The organism is Thermasporomyces composti, assembly GCF_003386795.1.
GTDB lineage: Bacteria > Actinomycetota > Actinomycetes > Propionibacteriales > Actinopolymorphaceae > Thermasporomyces > Thermasporomyces composti.
In genome coordinates this window covers 1,269,442-1,282,614 of the sequence record NZ_QTUC01000001.1, presented here as the reverse complement: position 1 = coordinate 1,282,614, position 13,173 = coordinate 1,269,442, and the positions used below count along the sequence as shown (strand labels likewise).

The window sequence follows — 13,173 nt, the reverse complement described above, 5'->3', positions numbered from 1 at the left end:
CGCAGGGGGTGCGGTGGAGGTTCTCACCTTCGGGCACGGCACCGCGAGCGCTGACCGGATCGTCGACCTGCTTCGGGACGCGAGGGTCGAGCGGCTGGTCGACATCCGCACCGCACCGGGCAGTCGGCGCAACCCCCACGTCGCCCGCGCCGCGCTCGAGGAGTGGCTGCCCGCGCACGGCATTAGCTACCGGTGGGAACGCCGCCTCGGCGGCTGGCGGAAGGCGCCCGCCGACAGCCCTGACGTCGCGTTGCGGCACCGTGCGTTCGCGGGGTACGCCGCGCACATGCGCTCGGCCGAGTTCGCGGCGGCGATCGATGACCTGCTCAGCGAGGCGAGCCAGCAGCGGACGGCGGTCATGTGCGCGGAGGCGGTGTGGTGGCGCTGCCATCGCCAGATGGTCGCCGACTACCTCGTGCTGGTGCGCGACGTCGATGTCTGGCACCTCTTTCACGACGGTCGGCTGGTTCGGCACGAACCGAGCGAGCTGGCCCGCCGGGCCGACGATGGCCTCGTGTACGACGCCGGGCAGGAGCGGTTGTGACGACGACCAAGAGCGGACGCGGAGCCGCTGTGCTCGCCGTCGTTCTCACGACATCATGGCGCTCTGATTACGCAGAGTAATATTTTCGACTGACAATTTTCACACTGGGTTGCTCGATGCCGGATGCTCGATTAGTGTCGCGACACGCTGGCCGGGGTCGGGTGGCCTCGGGCGGCTTACCAGGGGGATGCCGTACCCACCGTGCCGGTCCGATGACCGGTGTCCGGTGCGGGTGTGGGGCACCCCGCCGGTCGCCGCTTCGAGCCCCGTGCCCGGAACCTTCGAGCATCGGAGCAGCGTGCGAAGCAAGAGACTGGTCGCCGCCATCGGCCTCGGGATCCTCGGTGCGCTGGGGATCGGAGGCGCGGTGTACGCGGCGCTCGACAAGGCCGTCACCATCTCCGTTGACGGCAGAGTCCAGACCCACCATACCTTCGGCTCCACGGTGGCCGACGCCCTTCGGGAGGCCGACATCTCGGTCGGCCCACGTGACGTGGTGGCACCGGCACCCTCCGCCTCGATCAGCGACGGCACTCGCATCGCCGTCCGGTACGCACGTCCTCTCACGCTCACCATCGACGGCGAGACCCGCACCCACTGGGTGACGGCGCGCAACGTCGGGCAAGCCCTCGAGGACCTCGGAGTACGCGCCACGGGCGGGACGCTGTCGGTGAGCCGGTCCATGGGCATCGCGCGCCGTGGGCTGGACGTCGAGCTGAGGACGCTCAAGGACATCACCATCAAGCACGACAAGACCACCACGACGTTGTCCGCACCCGTCCTCACCGTCCGCGACGCGCTCGCGGCCGCCGGGCTCCGGGTCGACTCCGACGACCGTGTGCGGCCGCCGGCGCCGACCCAGCTCGAGGACGGCGACACGATCACGATCACCCGGATCAAGGTCACGACGCAGTCGGTGACCCAGCGCATCCCGTTCAAGACGATCCGCCGGACCGACTCCTCGATGTATGAGGACGAGAGCCGCGTCGAGCGTGCGGGGGAGCCCGGCACCAGGGCGCGCGTCCTGCGCGTCACCTACGTCGACGGCCGCAAGGCCAAGGTCGAGGTTCTGTCCGAGCGGGTGCTCGCCAAGCCGGTCGACAAGATCGTCGTGGTCGGCACCAAGGAACGACCCTCGAGTAGTGGACGGGTCGGCGGTGGCGTCGATGACCTGAACTGGGCGGCGCTCGCCCAGTGCGAGTCGGGCGGAAACCCCAGGGCGGTCAACCCGGCCGGCTACTACGGCCTCTACCAGTTCTCGCTGCCCACCTGGCGGTCCGTCGGAGGCACCGGCAATCCGATCGACGCCTCACCGGAGGAGCAGACCTACCGCGCCAAGCTGCTCTACAAGAGGGCCGGTGCCGGACAGTGGCCGGTGTGCGGGAGTCGCCTGTTCACCTGACGCTGTTGGTGACGACCCTGGCGGTCGACACGTACGTACCGGGGGACCCGGTAGCGTTCCGGCGTGAGCGAGGAGACCTCCGTCGGGCTGCTCGGGCCAGCAGACGTGCGTTCGCTGGCTCGGCGGCTTCAGCTTCGTCCGACGAAGCAGCGAGGCCAGAACTTCGTCACCGACCCCAACACCGTCCGGCGCATCGTTCGGGCGTCGGGGATCGGTCCCGAGGACGTCGTCCTCGAGGTGGGTCCAGGCCTCGGCTCGCTGACGTTGGCTCTGCTGGAGGTGGCCAGGCACGTCGTCGCCGTCGAGATCGACGAGGTCCTCGCCAAGGCGCTCCCGGAGACGGTCCGACGTTACGCCCCTGACCGAGCCGAGCGTCTGTCGGTCATCGTCGCCGATGCCACGCGGCTCCAGGACATCCCCGCGTCCGCGCTCGCGGTGCCCGGACCAGAGGGACCGGTGATGCCGACCGCACTCGTCGCCAACCTTCCCTACAACGTCGCGGTGCCGGTCCTGCTGGAGGTGCTGGAGCGGCTTCCCTCCGTCCGTCACGGGTTGGTGATGGTCCAGGTGGAGGTGGCCGAGCGTTTGACAGCGACGCCTGGTTCGAAGATCTTCGGAGCGCCGAGCGTCAAAGTGGCGTGGTACGCCGACGTTCGACAAGCTGGCCTCGTCGGTCGGAGCATCTTCTGGCCACAGCCGAACGTTGACTCGGGCCTGGTCGCCTTCACCCGCCGTGAGCCGCCGCGCACGACCGCCTCCCGCGAGCGTGTCTTCCAGATCGTCGACGCCGCCTTCGGTCAACGCCGGAAGACGTTGCGCTCCGCGCTCGCACACCTCGCTGGTTCACCGGCGAGGGCCGAAGAAGCCTTGCGGGCGGCCGGTGTGGATCCGTCCACGCGTGGCGAACGGCTGGACATCGAGGCGTTCGCGCGGATCGCGGAAGCGTTGGACCGGGGTATGTCGTCCACAGAGAGGAACGAGCGACCGTGAGTGTGGTGGTCGTCCGCACGCCGGCCAAGGTGAACCTCGCGCTCATGGTCGGCCCGCGCCGTCCCGACGGTTTCCACGACCTGGCCTGCGTCTACCAGGCGGTGAGCTTGTTCGACGATGTGCGGGCGACGCTCGCGCCGGCGGGCGAGTTCACGGTGACGGTGACCGGTGTGGGCGCCGCGCAGGTTCCGGTCGACGCGAGCAACCTCGCGATCCGTGCGGCGAGGCTGTTGGCGGAGCGGACCGGCGTCGACGCCGGTGTCCGCTTCGAGATCCGCAAGGGGATCCCGGTCGCGGGTGGGATGGCGGGCGGCAGCTCCGACGCCGCCGCGGCGCTCGTCGCCTGCGACGCCCTGTGGAACACCGGACTGGACCGGTCACGACTGGTCGAGCTGGCCGCCGAACTCGGTAGTGATGTGCCGTTCTGCTTGGTCGGTGGCACAGCGGTGGGCTCCGGCCATGGCGAGGTGGTGACGCCGGCGTTGGCGCGTGGCCACTACAACTGGGTCTTCTGCCTGGACACCGAGGGGATGTCGACGCCCGAGGTCTACGCCGAGCTGGACCGGATGCGCGGGGACCTGGTCGTTCTCCCACCTCGCGTCCCTGGACCGCTCATGGCCGCGCTGCGGAGCGGCGACACCGAAGGCGTCGGTCGGGCGCTCGCGAATGACTTGCAGCCGGCGGCGTTGCGGCGCCGGCCGCGTCTGGCGGGCCTGCTCGGTGCTGGCGTGGAGTACGGAGCCGTGGGCGCGATCGTGTCCGGGTCCGGCCCGACCTGCGCCTTCCTGGCTCGCGACGCCGACCACGCGGCGGATCTCGCGGCGAGGCTCTCCGGGTCGGGCCTGTGCGCGTCGGTGCGGATCGCGACCGGCCCGGTCCCAGGCGCGCGCATCGTCTCCGAGCAGTGACGACCCGCGCGTCGCCTACGCCGCGCCCAACACGTCATGGCCCAGGAAGGGGCCGCCGCGGCACGGGACGCTTGAGAAACCTGTTGTGCGCGAGACGAGCCATGCAGCAAGGTTGCTCCAAGGCCCGCGACTCGGCGGTGCCCAAGGTGTCCGGAGATCTCGAGAGGAGGTGCGTCACTGCCATGACTCAGGTGAGCACGTACCTCGCTCGACGGTCCTCCGGGAGGCTGACGCCAGGCTGATCGCCCTTCGGAGGACGTGTTCTCCGAAGGAGCTTTTCATGCGTGAGCGCAGTTCTTTTCCTCGCCGTTACCGCCCGCGAGTCGCGTCGTGGTGGGAAAGCGACGGGGACATCGATCCTTTCGCCGACGTCGATGCCGACCTGCCGACGACGGTGCGGATGCGGCGCCGTCGCGCCGACAACGAGCCGTCTCCTGGCACGCGTGGGCGGCTGACCGAGGAGCAGCGGGCGCGCCTCGCCCGGGAGCGCGAGGCCGCTGCGACCGCCGACGCGCCGCCGGCGGGGATTCGGTGGTCGACGTGGGATGACGGCTCTCGTGGCCCCGAGCCGTATCCGGAATGGTTGGTCACCGAGCTCGCCGCCGTTGACACCGACCTCGGCGTGCTCAAGACGGGCAAGGAAGCCGACGTCCACCTACTCGAACGGGGTGTTCCCGGCTCTGACCGGCGTTGCTTGTTGGCGTCCAAACGCTATCGGGGAGCCGACCACCGGCTCTTCCACCGTGACGCCAGCTACCTGGAGGGGCGGCGACTGCGACGAGTGCGGGACCAACGGGCGATCGACCGCCGCACCAACTTCGGTCGCAACCTCATCGCCCAGCAGTGGTCGACCGCGGAGTTCGCCGCGCTGTGCCACCTCTGGTCGGCCGGCGTCCCTGTCCCGTATCCGGTGCAGTGCCTGGGAACCGAGGTGTTGATGGAGTTCATCGGTGACGAGGACGGGACACCGGCTCCCCGGCTGGCGCAGCTTCGCCCCGAACCTGGCCAGCTGCGTCACTGGTGGGAGGTGATGCGGGCCGCCATGGTGGCGATGGGGCGGCTCGGCTACACCCACGGGGACTTGTCGGCGTACAACGTGTTGGCCGACGGCGATGACCTCGTGTTCATCGACGTGCCGCAGCTCGTCGACCTGGCCGTCAACCCGCAGGGACGCCCGTTCCTCGAGCGGGACGCGCGCCGGATCTGTGAATGGTTTACCGCACGTGGGCTGTCGGTTGATGTCGCGGACCCGAACGCGCTGGTCGACCTCGTGCTTTCCGAAGCCGGACTGGCGTGACGCCAGCTTGTGGTCTGGCGGGCACGCCCGAGCTGGTACGGGTGGACACGGTGACGGCGCGGGAGCGCGTTCAGTGCCGAGGTGGGAGAGGCTCACCAGCCCACGGCCGCGGAGTCAGGAAGCTCGTCGTACATGATGATCTGGGTCGAGCCGTCGTGGCCATGGATGGCGGTCACGTCAGCGAGGGACTCGTACACGTTCACCGACGGACGTGGACCGCACCAGACGAGGCTCACTTTCCCGTTGGGATACACCGTGCCCCAGGCCACCACGCCTGTTCCCGATACCCCGCTCACATCACGGTGTCGATAGAGCTGAAACCGGCACGGCATGGCTGACGTGGCGACGGGCATAGAACCCTCCGTCGAGACACAGGACGCCTCCTGTTGGGTGGCCTCCAGTGAGATTGGAGTCCTACGGGCCGCCGCGCAGGGAATGGGCCGGGGTCTACGACGGCCCGTAGGGACTCCTAGAGTGACAGGATCGCCACGTAAGGTCAAGTATCTCTTCCAATGTAAATTTTCGTGATCCCAACCGGTCCTCCCTGATAGTGATCTTCAGTCTGGTCTGACCCGATTGGGTAGGGCGAAAACGCTTGCCACGTCTGGCACAAAAGGGCCAGACTGGGCGTAGTTACGCATCGGGGAGGTTCGGATGCCTAGAGTGAGCGGTCCGACGATCGCCCGCTGGCGGCTGGGCAAGGAGCTCAAGCAGCTGCGCGAACAGGCAGGGCGAACGTTCACCGATGCGGCCGAGCGGCTGGGGTGCTCTGAGTCGAAGATCCGCAAGATCGAGGCGGCCGAGGTCGGCATCGTCAAGGCCGAGCTCGAGGTCTTGCTCGACCTCTACAAGGCCCCCGACGACATGAAGCACCTGCTTCGGGAGCTCCAGCGGGTCGGCAAGCAGCGTGGCTGGTGGGCGCCGCTCGGCTCCATGCCCAAGGCGTATACGGTCTTCGTCGCCTTGGAGTCCGAGGCGCAGCGGATTCGGATGTTCGAACCGCTCATCATTCCCGGGCTGCTGCAGACCGAGGAGTACGCGAGTGCCCTCGACGCCATGTGCACCTTCGCGTCACCGGCGGAGCAGGAGCGGGCCGTGGCCATCCGGCTGGCTCGTCAGGAGGCGTTCTGGAAGGGCAACACCGACCCCAGCCGACTTTGGGTGATCATCGACGAGGCCGCGCTGCGCCGCCCGGTCGGCAAGCAGCCGGACGTCATGCGCAGCCAGCTCATGCGACTGCTGGAGCTCGGCGAGCGATGCATCTTGCAGGTGGTGCCGTTCAACGCTGGAAGCTATCCCGGCACCATCGGACCGTTCACCATCTTCGACTTCGAGGAGGACGTCCACTCGCCGGTGGTCTACACCGACGGGCAGGCCGGCATCACCTACCTCGAGAAATCCGCCGACGTGGAGCGAGCGAACGTGGCGTTCGGACACATCGCCGCCATCGCCCTCAGCCCCGCGGAGTCGGCGAAGAAGATCTTGGCCATCGTGTCGGAGATGGCCACCACACAAGGAGGCGAACATGACACCTGATCTCCACCGCGCTCAGTGGCGCAAGGCGAGCGCATCGGTTGGCTTCCAGAACTGCGTCGAGGTCGCCGACCTCGGTTCGGCGTTCGCGGTGCGCGACTCCAAGAACCCTCAGGGCCCGGCCCTGGTCTTCAGCGCCAGCGCGTGGGCGTCGTTCCTCGAGGGTGCGAAGAAGGGCACGTTCAACCTGCGCTGAGCGCACTCAACTTCGGGCAAAATTTCAGCATTTAGTAGGACATCGGGCCCTCGGGTGGTGGGCGACGACGCCCGAGGGCCCCCTCATCGCCGCCCGTCGTCAGGTGTCCCCGTCGGCCTCTCGGACGCCGCTCGTCGGCTGCCTGTCTCCTCGAGTCAGTCTGTCTCCTCGAATCAGCGCCACCAGCTGTGCACCGGGCCCCGGCTGGCGCGGGAGTGCAAGTCCGCCCACTCTCGTGAGCCGTCGTCCACCCACACCTCGAACGACACGCCCCGCTCCTGCACCGGCTGGTTGCCGGCGAGGAAGTCGGTCCACATGTCGGCCATCCGCGCGTAGTGCACGGCCCGACCGTTCGGCCAGCGGACGGTGAGGATGTGCAGACGCTCCGGACGCTCGTATGGCTCGGTCATCCGGTAGCGGTCGAGTGCCGCCTCGTCCACCTCGACCCCAAGGCCCGGTCCGTCGGGGACGCGGAGGTAGCCGCCCCGGATCGTCAACGGTTCCACCAGAAGGTCGTCGGCGTAGTTGTTGAGGGCCGTGACCGCGGGCCAGCGCGCGTGGGTGAGGACCGCGCCGAGGTGCGCGCACAGCGCTGTCGTGAGGCCCGTTCCGACCATCTGGAGCCAGAACGGCTTGCCGAACTCGGCGCAGATCGCGCCCTGGCGGAGGATCGAACCGACGCCACCTTCCACGACGAAGCCGTCGCACGTCTCCTGTCGAATCATCGCCTGGAACGGCTGGGCTTTGAGATGGACGGCGAGTGGCCGGGCCACCTTGCCGCGCAGCTGGCGGTAACCCTCCAGGTCAGGGTGGGGAATGGGCGTCTCGTAGATGGCCACCCGGTCGTCGCGGTCGAGCTCTTGGAGGACCGGTACGGCGTTGCCGGCGTCGAGCAGCATGCCGTTCCAGTCGATGTCGAGGCGATAGTTGTCCGGCGTCACCGCACGGACGGCGGCCACCTGCTCGTAGACGTCGATCCACGGCCTGGCCTTGAACTTGTGGAATGTGTAGCCCGCCGCGACCGCCTCGCGTGCCTCCTCCGCGAGCGCCCTCGGCGTCATCTTGGTGTTCCACCAGGCGATGGGACACCACTCGCGCACGCGAGGCCCGAGCAGCGACGACACCGGCACCTCGAGCGCTTTGCCGACCACGTCGTAGATGGCCATCTGGAGGCCGGGCCCGAGCGAGTCGTCGCCCAGGAAGTCAGCGGGGTTCGCGCCACGGACACGCGCGACCGCCTCGTCGGACACACGGCCCCAGCTGTAGTGGAGCAGGGTCTCGCCGTAGCCGACCAGACCCGCGTCGGTGGTCACGCGGATGACCTCGACGACGGTCCAGTTCCAAACGAGCAGGGCGTTCCACTCCTCGCAGCGCGGAGTGAACGGCACGTTGAGAACGATCCGTTCGACGTCGGTGATCTTCAGTGGGGCGGCCATACCGCTCATCCTGCTTCAGAACCGGGCTATGTCTGCCCCACAAAGCCGGTGCGACGTCGACGTGCCCGGAACCGGCCTGACATCGGCGTCACTGAGGCCCCTCGCTATCGTCTGAGCTGCTCACACGAGTTCGAGGCCAGAACAAGGGAGACCGACGTGAGGCGGCTGTCGATAGCGGGTGCGGCGCTCCTGATGATCCTTGCCGGCTGCTCGGCGGAGGACTCCACCGCAAAGCCCGCGAGTACGGGCGCGGAGGCACGCTTCCTCGACGCCTACGGCCTCGGCGGGATGGACGTCACGGAGATCATCGATCACCTGGACCGGATCGAAGCCGACGACCGGCCGACGGAGCTTACGGCCTCCGTCCGCCCTGATGAGCTGCTGCTCTCCGACGGAGAGCGACAGGTAGCCCTGGACATGCCGAGGGACCGCTACTACCTGTCCGTCGCCCCGTACGTGGACCGGACGCACGACTGCTTCTACCACAGCCTGACGACGTGCCAGGGCGAGCTCACCGGCGAGGAAATCCACGTTCGGATCGTCGACGACGAGACCGGCGAGGTTCTCGTCGACAAGCGGACGACCACCTTCGACAACGGATTCGTCGGCTTCTGGCTGCCTCGTGATATCGACGGCACGATCACGGTCAGCCACGATGGGCGCATCGGGACCGCCGACTTCACCACCACCGACGAGGGTGCGACGTGCGTCACCACTCTGCGCCTCACCTAGGCGCTCACATCGCCTCGAGCCCTCGCCTGTGAAGCGATCCGCCTTGGACCGGTATTGCCTCGCCGTGGCGCCGCGCTGACTCACCGGGGCTGCCAGGCGCCCGGAGCGTCAGCCAGGCCACGGACGTGTTCGGGCAGATCGCCGCTCACCACGTGCGCGAGCGTGGTCTCGTCGAGGACGCTGCGGATCGCGGACCGGGTCGCCACCCAGACGGTCTGCAGGTGCTCCGCGACGCCGTCGTAGCGGGCCTCCTCCGGGCGCATGCCGCGCACTCCCGCCAGTGGGCCGTCGACGGCGCGTATGACGTCGCCGATGGCGATCTGGTCCGCGGGCGCGGTCAGGCGGTACCCACCGTCGGCGCCTCGCTGGCTTCGAACCAGCCCGGCACGGCGCAGGTCGCTGAGAATCGCCTCCAGGAACTTGTGAGGCAGCCCTTGCCCGTCGGCTAGGGCAGCCGCGGTCACGACGTGATCGGTGGCGGCGAGCTCGAGCATCGCTCGCACCGCATAGTCCGCTCGCGCCGAGATTTGCACGCGCACATCATGGCCTACCGCGCTGTCGGCCAGCGCCATCCGGGGCTGGTGCCGTGTGCTGAGCCGAGGTCCCGGCAGTCGCTCGGAGGTGTCCTCAGGTGCGCTCGTCGAAGGGGAGGAGCAGGCTGCGCAGGAGCGCGGCCAGGTGAGCGCGGTCGTCGTCGGGGAGTCCAGCGAGCAGTGTGCGCTCGTGATCGAGGAGGGCCGCGAGCGCGGCATCCACGCGGCGCTGGCCCTCGAGGGTGAGCCGGACCCGTACACCGCGGCGGTCGGCTGGCTCAGGTCGTCGTTCGACGAGCCCTTTGGCAGCCAGCCGGTCGATGCGGTTGGTCATGGTGCCGCTGGTGACGAGGGTCTGGGTGATCAACCGGCCGGGCGAGAGCTCGTACGGCGGACCCGCGCGCCGCAGCGCGGTCAAGACGTCGAACTCCCAGGGCTCCAGGTCGTGGGCGGAGAAGACGTTTCGCCGGGCGCGGTCGAGATGGCGCGCGAGTCGGGTGACGCGGGACAGCACCTCGAGGGGTGAGACGTCGAGGTCGGGGAGTTCCCGGCGCCACGCCGCCACCAGGCGGTCGACCTCGTCCTCGCGCTCCGGGCCACCCTCCCCGTGGGCAACGGTCTCCACGAACGCCAAGCGTATCTCGGCGGTCGAGAATCTTGACATCAAGACAATCGCTTCGGCAAGCTATCTCGACGTCAAGACAAATGGCGCGGCGGCCCGACCGCGAGCGCTCTGATCGGCCAGGCGACCACCGGCGCCGTGGACCGTCACGGCGCTCGCGACGAGGACCACGTTGGAGGAGAGCTATGCGGAGTGGCGTCGCGGCACCAGAGCGTGCCGGAGATACCCGGAGATACGCCGGAGATACCTGGAGAGAGGCGTGATGGCCGTGGGTGAGCCCGCTGGAGTGCGGTGGGATCCGGGCCAGTACCTCCGGTACGCCGACGAGCGAGGCCGGCCCTTCGCCGACCTGGTCGCGCGTATCGCGGCCGACGACCCGAGGTTCGTCGTCGACCTCGGCTGCGGTCCCGGCACGCTGACCGCCACCTTGTGCGACCGGTGGCCGCGCGCTCACGTCGAGGGCATCGACTCCTCGCCGGAGATGATCGCCCGTGCCCAGCGACTGACCAAGCCTGGTCGCCTGACGTTCACCCTCGGCGACGTTCGGGACTGGAAGCCGGACAGGCCCGTCGACGTCCTGGTCACGAACGCCACCCTGCAGTGGGTGCCCGGCCACCTCGAGCTGCTGCCCCGCTGGGTCGACGTCCTCGCGCCCGGCGGGTGGCTGGCGCTGCAGGTGCCCGGCAACTTCGACAGTCCCAGCCACCAGATCCTCTCCACGCTCGCGGCCGAGGAGCCCTGGGCGAGCTACCTCGACGGGAAGGTCCGCCAACGTGCCCATGCGCCCGGTCCCGAGACCTACCTCGCGGTGCTCGCCCGAGCAGGCTGCGTCGTCGACGCCTGGGAGACGACCTACCTCCACGTGCTGCAGGGCGAGGATCCCGTCTTCGAGTGGATCAAGGGGACCGGCGCGCGTCCCGTCCTCCAGGCCTTGCCCGAGGACGTGCGGCCCGCGTTCGAGCGGGAGTACAAGGCGCGGTTGCGCCAGGCCTACCCCCGCCAGGAGTTCGGCACGGTCCTGCCGTTCCGCCGCGTCTTCGCGGTCGCCCAGCGGAGGGCGCGATGAGTGGCACGACGACGGCTGGCGGGTTGGTCATCAGGGCGGCCCGGAGGGCCGACCTCCCCGCCGTCGTGGCGCTCATCGCGGCCGACGCCATCCGCGAGGTGGCCGAGGACGTCGGGACGGGCGAGGAGGTGGCGCCCGAGTACGTCGCGGCGTTCGAGGAGATCACGGCCGACCCACAGGCGCTGCTGCTCGTCGGCGAGCTGGACGGCCGGGTCGTCGCGACCTGCCAGGTGAACTTCCAGCGGCACCTGATCTACCACGGCGGGCTGATCGCCCAAGTGGAGTCGGTGAGGACCGCCGCCGACCTGCGGGGGCGGGGCATCGGCACGGCGCTCATGGAGTGGGTCATCGCCGAAGCCCGGCGACGTGGTGCGGTCCGCCTCCAGCTCACGTCGAACGCCGCGCGCGTGGCCGCCCACAGGTTCTACGAGCGGCTCGGCTTCGTCGCCAGCCACGTCGGTATGAAGCTCTACCTCGGCGCGCCATGACGCGCCACGTCGGGAAGGAGGAGTCGGGAAGGAGGAGGAGTGAAGCTGCACCACGTCCAAGTCTCCTGTCCGGCCGGTGGCGAGGGCGCCGCCCGGCGTTTCTACCGTGACGCCCTCGGCCTCCCCGAGGTCGAGAAGCCGCCAGTCCTCGCGGCGCGCGGCGGAGTATGGTTCCGGTCCGCTGACGGGAACGTCGAGATTCACGTCGGCGTCGAGCCGGACTTCCGGCCGGCGCGCAAGGCGCATCCGGCGCTCTGCGTCGACGACATCGACGCCGTGGCCGACAAGGTGGCCCGCGCCGGGTTCCCTGTTGAGTGGGACGACCTCCTGCCTGGCTACCGCCGCTTCTACACCGCGGACGGCAACGGCAACCGGGTGGAGGTCCTGGCCCCCGAGAGGTCACGCTGCGCGCATGGCGAACAACGAAACGGCACCCCGGAGGCGGGTCCTGCTGACCGGCGCGAAGGGGTACATCGCGAGCCAGCTGCTGCCAGCCTTCCGGGAGCGCTACGACCTGCGACTGGTCGACCTCAGCCCCGGTGAGGGTGTCGAGGTGGCGGACCTGCTGAGCGACCCCGCCGACGATCTCCGGCGGCTCTTCGACGGCGTCGACACCGTCGTCCACACCGCGTACCACCGGCCGACCGGTGACGACCCCCAGTCGCGGTACGAGGGAGAACGCCGCAACGTCGACATGATGCAGCGGGTGTACCAGCTTGCCCTCGAGACGGGCGTCCGGCGTGTGGTGGCGGCCAGCACCAACCAGGCCGCGAAGTGGTACGAGCAGCCGTACTTCCAAGGGTTGCGGGACCGGGTGAGTCCCGAGGACTATCCCCGGCCGGACAGCTTCTACGGCTGGGCGAAGGCGGCGTACGAGTCGCTCGGCTTCCTCTACGCCTGCGGCAGCCTCGGCCGCAAGCTCGACGTGATCCAGGTGCGGATCGTGGTGCCGCGCGAGGTCGACGCTGCCAAGTTCGTCGACCAGCCGACCTATCGCTACGTGCGCGAGCTCGCCGGCTACATCAGTGAACGCGACCTGCAGCAGTTGTTCGTGAAGTCCATCGAGACGCCCGACATCGCGGACGAGTACGGCGTCCCGTTCCACATCTTCTACGGCGTCTCCAACAACGCCCGGACGTTCTGGAGCATCACCAACGCCCGGCGGGTGATCGGCTACCAGCCGCAGGACGACTCCGAGCGGCGCTTCGCCGACGACATCGCCCGGATGCTCTACGGCTCGCGCGACGGGAGCCGGTAGCGACGGGCGGATGACGACCCCTGGCTCGGGTGGTGCACGACGACCACCCGACCAGCGGTCGAGGTGGAGTGGTCCCCGGGCGGTGGCTGACCGATGTCGTGGGCGTGCAGCCGTCGCGGACCGGCTCGTCCGTCGAGCGGCAGTCCCGCCGAGGAATCGGTAGCGTGC

General features: G+C 69.2%; 15 protein-coding genes. 12 read left to right on the top strand and 3 right to left on the bottom strand.

The genetic code is table 11. The features are described 5' to 3' along the window. Positions 1–13: 13 nt before the first annotated feature. The 7 genes from DFJ64_RS05595 (at position 14) to DFJ64_RS05560 (ending at position 6,870) form a co-directional block, all read left to right on the top strand. Positions 14–544, top strand: a complete 531-nt coding sequence (locus tag DFJ64_RS05595) for a DUF488 domain-containing protein (protein WP_115849486.1) — start codon at positions 14–16, stop codon at positions 542–544. Between the two features lie 298 nt (positions 545–842). After that, positions 843–1,946 (top strand): resuscitation-promoting factor, encoded by a 1,104-nt coding sequence (locus DFJ64_RS05590; RefSeq protein ID WP_170152508.1) that lies wholly within the window; start codon positions 843–845, stop codon positions 1,944–1,946. Positions 1,947–2,009: 63 nt separating this feature from the next. Then, the gene (gene rsmA / locus DFJ64_RS05585) at positions 2,010–2,936 is read left to right on the top strand and encodes a 16S rRNA (adenine(1518)-N(6)/adenine(1519)-N(6))-dimethyltransferase RsmA (RefSeq protein ID WP_115849484.1); all 927 of its coding nucleotides are present in this window, start codon (positions 2,010–2,012) and stop codon (positions 2,934–2,936) included. Further along, positions 2,933–3,844 carry a 4-(cytidine 5'-diphospho)-2-C-methyl-D-erythritol kinase gene (locus tag DFJ64_RS05580; RefSeq protein ID WP_115849483.1) on the top strand — a complete coding sequence of 304 codons (912 nt, stop codon included), beginning with the start codon at positions 2,933–2,935 and terminating at the stop codon, positions 3,842–3,844. The genes rsmA and DFJ64_RS05580 overlap by 4 nt, the downstream gene beginning before the upstream one ends. Positions 3,845–4,124: 280 nt before the next feature. Then, the gene (locus tag DFJ64_RS05575) at positions 4,125–5,141 is read left to right on the top strand and encodes a serine protein kinase RIO (RefSeq protein WP_115849482.1); all 1,017 of its coding nucleotides are present in this window, start codon (positions 4,125–4,127) and stop codon (positions 5,139–5,141) included. Between the two features lie 654 nt (positions 5,142–5,795). Next, a complete protein-coding gene (locus DFJ64_RS05565) occupies positions 5,796–6,677 on the top strand; it encodes a helix-turn-helix domain-containing protein (protein WP_115849480.1) in 882 nt (293 codons plus the stop codon). After that, positions 6,667–6,870, top strand: coding sequence for a DUF397 domain-containing protein (locus DFJ64_RS05560; protein WP_115849479.1), 204 nt, complete (start codon positions 6,667–6,669; stop codon positions 6,868–6,870). The genes DFJ64_RS05565 and DFJ64_RS05560 overlap by 11 nt, the downstream gene beginning before the upstream one ends. 173 nt (positions 6,871–7,043) lie before the next feature. Here DFJ64_RS05560 and DFJ64_RS05555 read toward each other — a convergent pair whose 3' ends face one another. Further along, the gene (locus DFJ64_RS05555; protein ID WP_115849478.1) at positions 7,044–8,306 is read right to left on the bottom strand and encodes a mandelate racemase/muconate lactonizing enzyme family protein; all 1,263 of its coding nucleotides are present in this window, start codon (positions 8,304–8,306) and stop codon (positions 7,044–7,046) included. A 156-nt stretch (positions 8,307–8,462) separates the two neighbouring features. On the opposite strand from DFJ64_RS05555, the gene DFJ64_RS05550 reads away from it, so the two are divergent. Further along, positions 8,463–9,038 (top strand): CueP family metal-binding protein, encoded by a 576-nt coding sequence (locus tag DFJ64_RS05550; protein WP_115849477.1) that lies wholly within the window; start codon positions 8,463–8,465, stop codon positions 9,036–9,038. 80 nt (positions 9,039–9,118) lie between these two features. On the opposite strand, the gene DFJ64_RS05545 is transcribed toward DFJ64_RS05550, so the two are convergent. Both DFJ64_RS05545 and DFJ64_RS05540 read right to left on the bottom strand, forming a co-directional pair. Next, positions 9,119–9,571 (bottom strand): RrF2 family transcriptional regulator, encoded by a 453-nt coding sequence (locus DFJ64_RS05545; protein WP_115849476.1) that lies wholly within the window; start codon positions 9,569–9,571, stop codon positions 9,119–9,121. Positions 9,572–9,665: 94 nt separating this feature from the next. Next, positions 9,666–10,196 (bottom strand): MarR family winged helix-turn-helix transcriptional regulator, encoded by a 531-nt coding sequence (locus DFJ64_RS05540; RefSeq protein ID WP_245940960.1) that lies wholly within the window; start codon positions 10,194–10,196, stop codon positions 9,666–9,668. Positions 10,197–10,455: 259 nt separating this feature from the next. Here DFJ64_RS05540 and DFJ64_RS05535 point away from each other — a divergent pair, with 259 nt between their 5' ends. From DFJ64_RS05535 to DFJ64_RS05520, 4 genes are read left to right on the top strand one after another with little or no spacing between them, the layout of a single operon-like run. Next, the gene (locus tag DFJ64_RS05535) at positions 10,456–11,259 is read left to right on the top strand and encodes a trans-aconitate 2-methyltransferase (RefSeq protein ID WP_115849474.1); all 804 of its coding nucleotides are present in this window, start codon (positions 10,456–10,458) and stop codon (positions 11,257–11,259) included. After that, positions 11,256–11,747, top strand: a complete 492-nt coding sequence (locus tag DFJ64_RS05530; protein WP_115849473.1) for a GNAT family N-acetyltransferase — start codon at positions 11,256–11,258, stop codon at positions 11,745–11,747. Before DFJ64_RS05535 ends, DFJ64_RS05530 begins: the two co-directional genes overlap by 4 nt. Positions 11,748–11,786: 39 nt before the next feature. Further along, positions 11,787–12,290, top strand: coding sequence for a VOC family protein (locus DFJ64_RS19845; protein WP_115849472.1), 504 nt, complete (start codon positions 11,787–11,789; stop codon positions 12,288–12,290). Beyond that, positions 12,196–13,005 (top strand): NAD-dependent epimerase/dehydratase family protein, encoded by an 810-nt coding sequence (locus tag DFJ64_RS05520; protein ID WP_245941272.1) that lies wholly within the window; start codon positions 12,196–12,198, stop codon positions 13,003–13,005. Before DFJ64_RS19845 ends, DFJ64_RS05520 begins: the two co-directional genes overlap by 95 nt. Positions 13,006–13,173 lie beyond the last annotated feature (168 nt).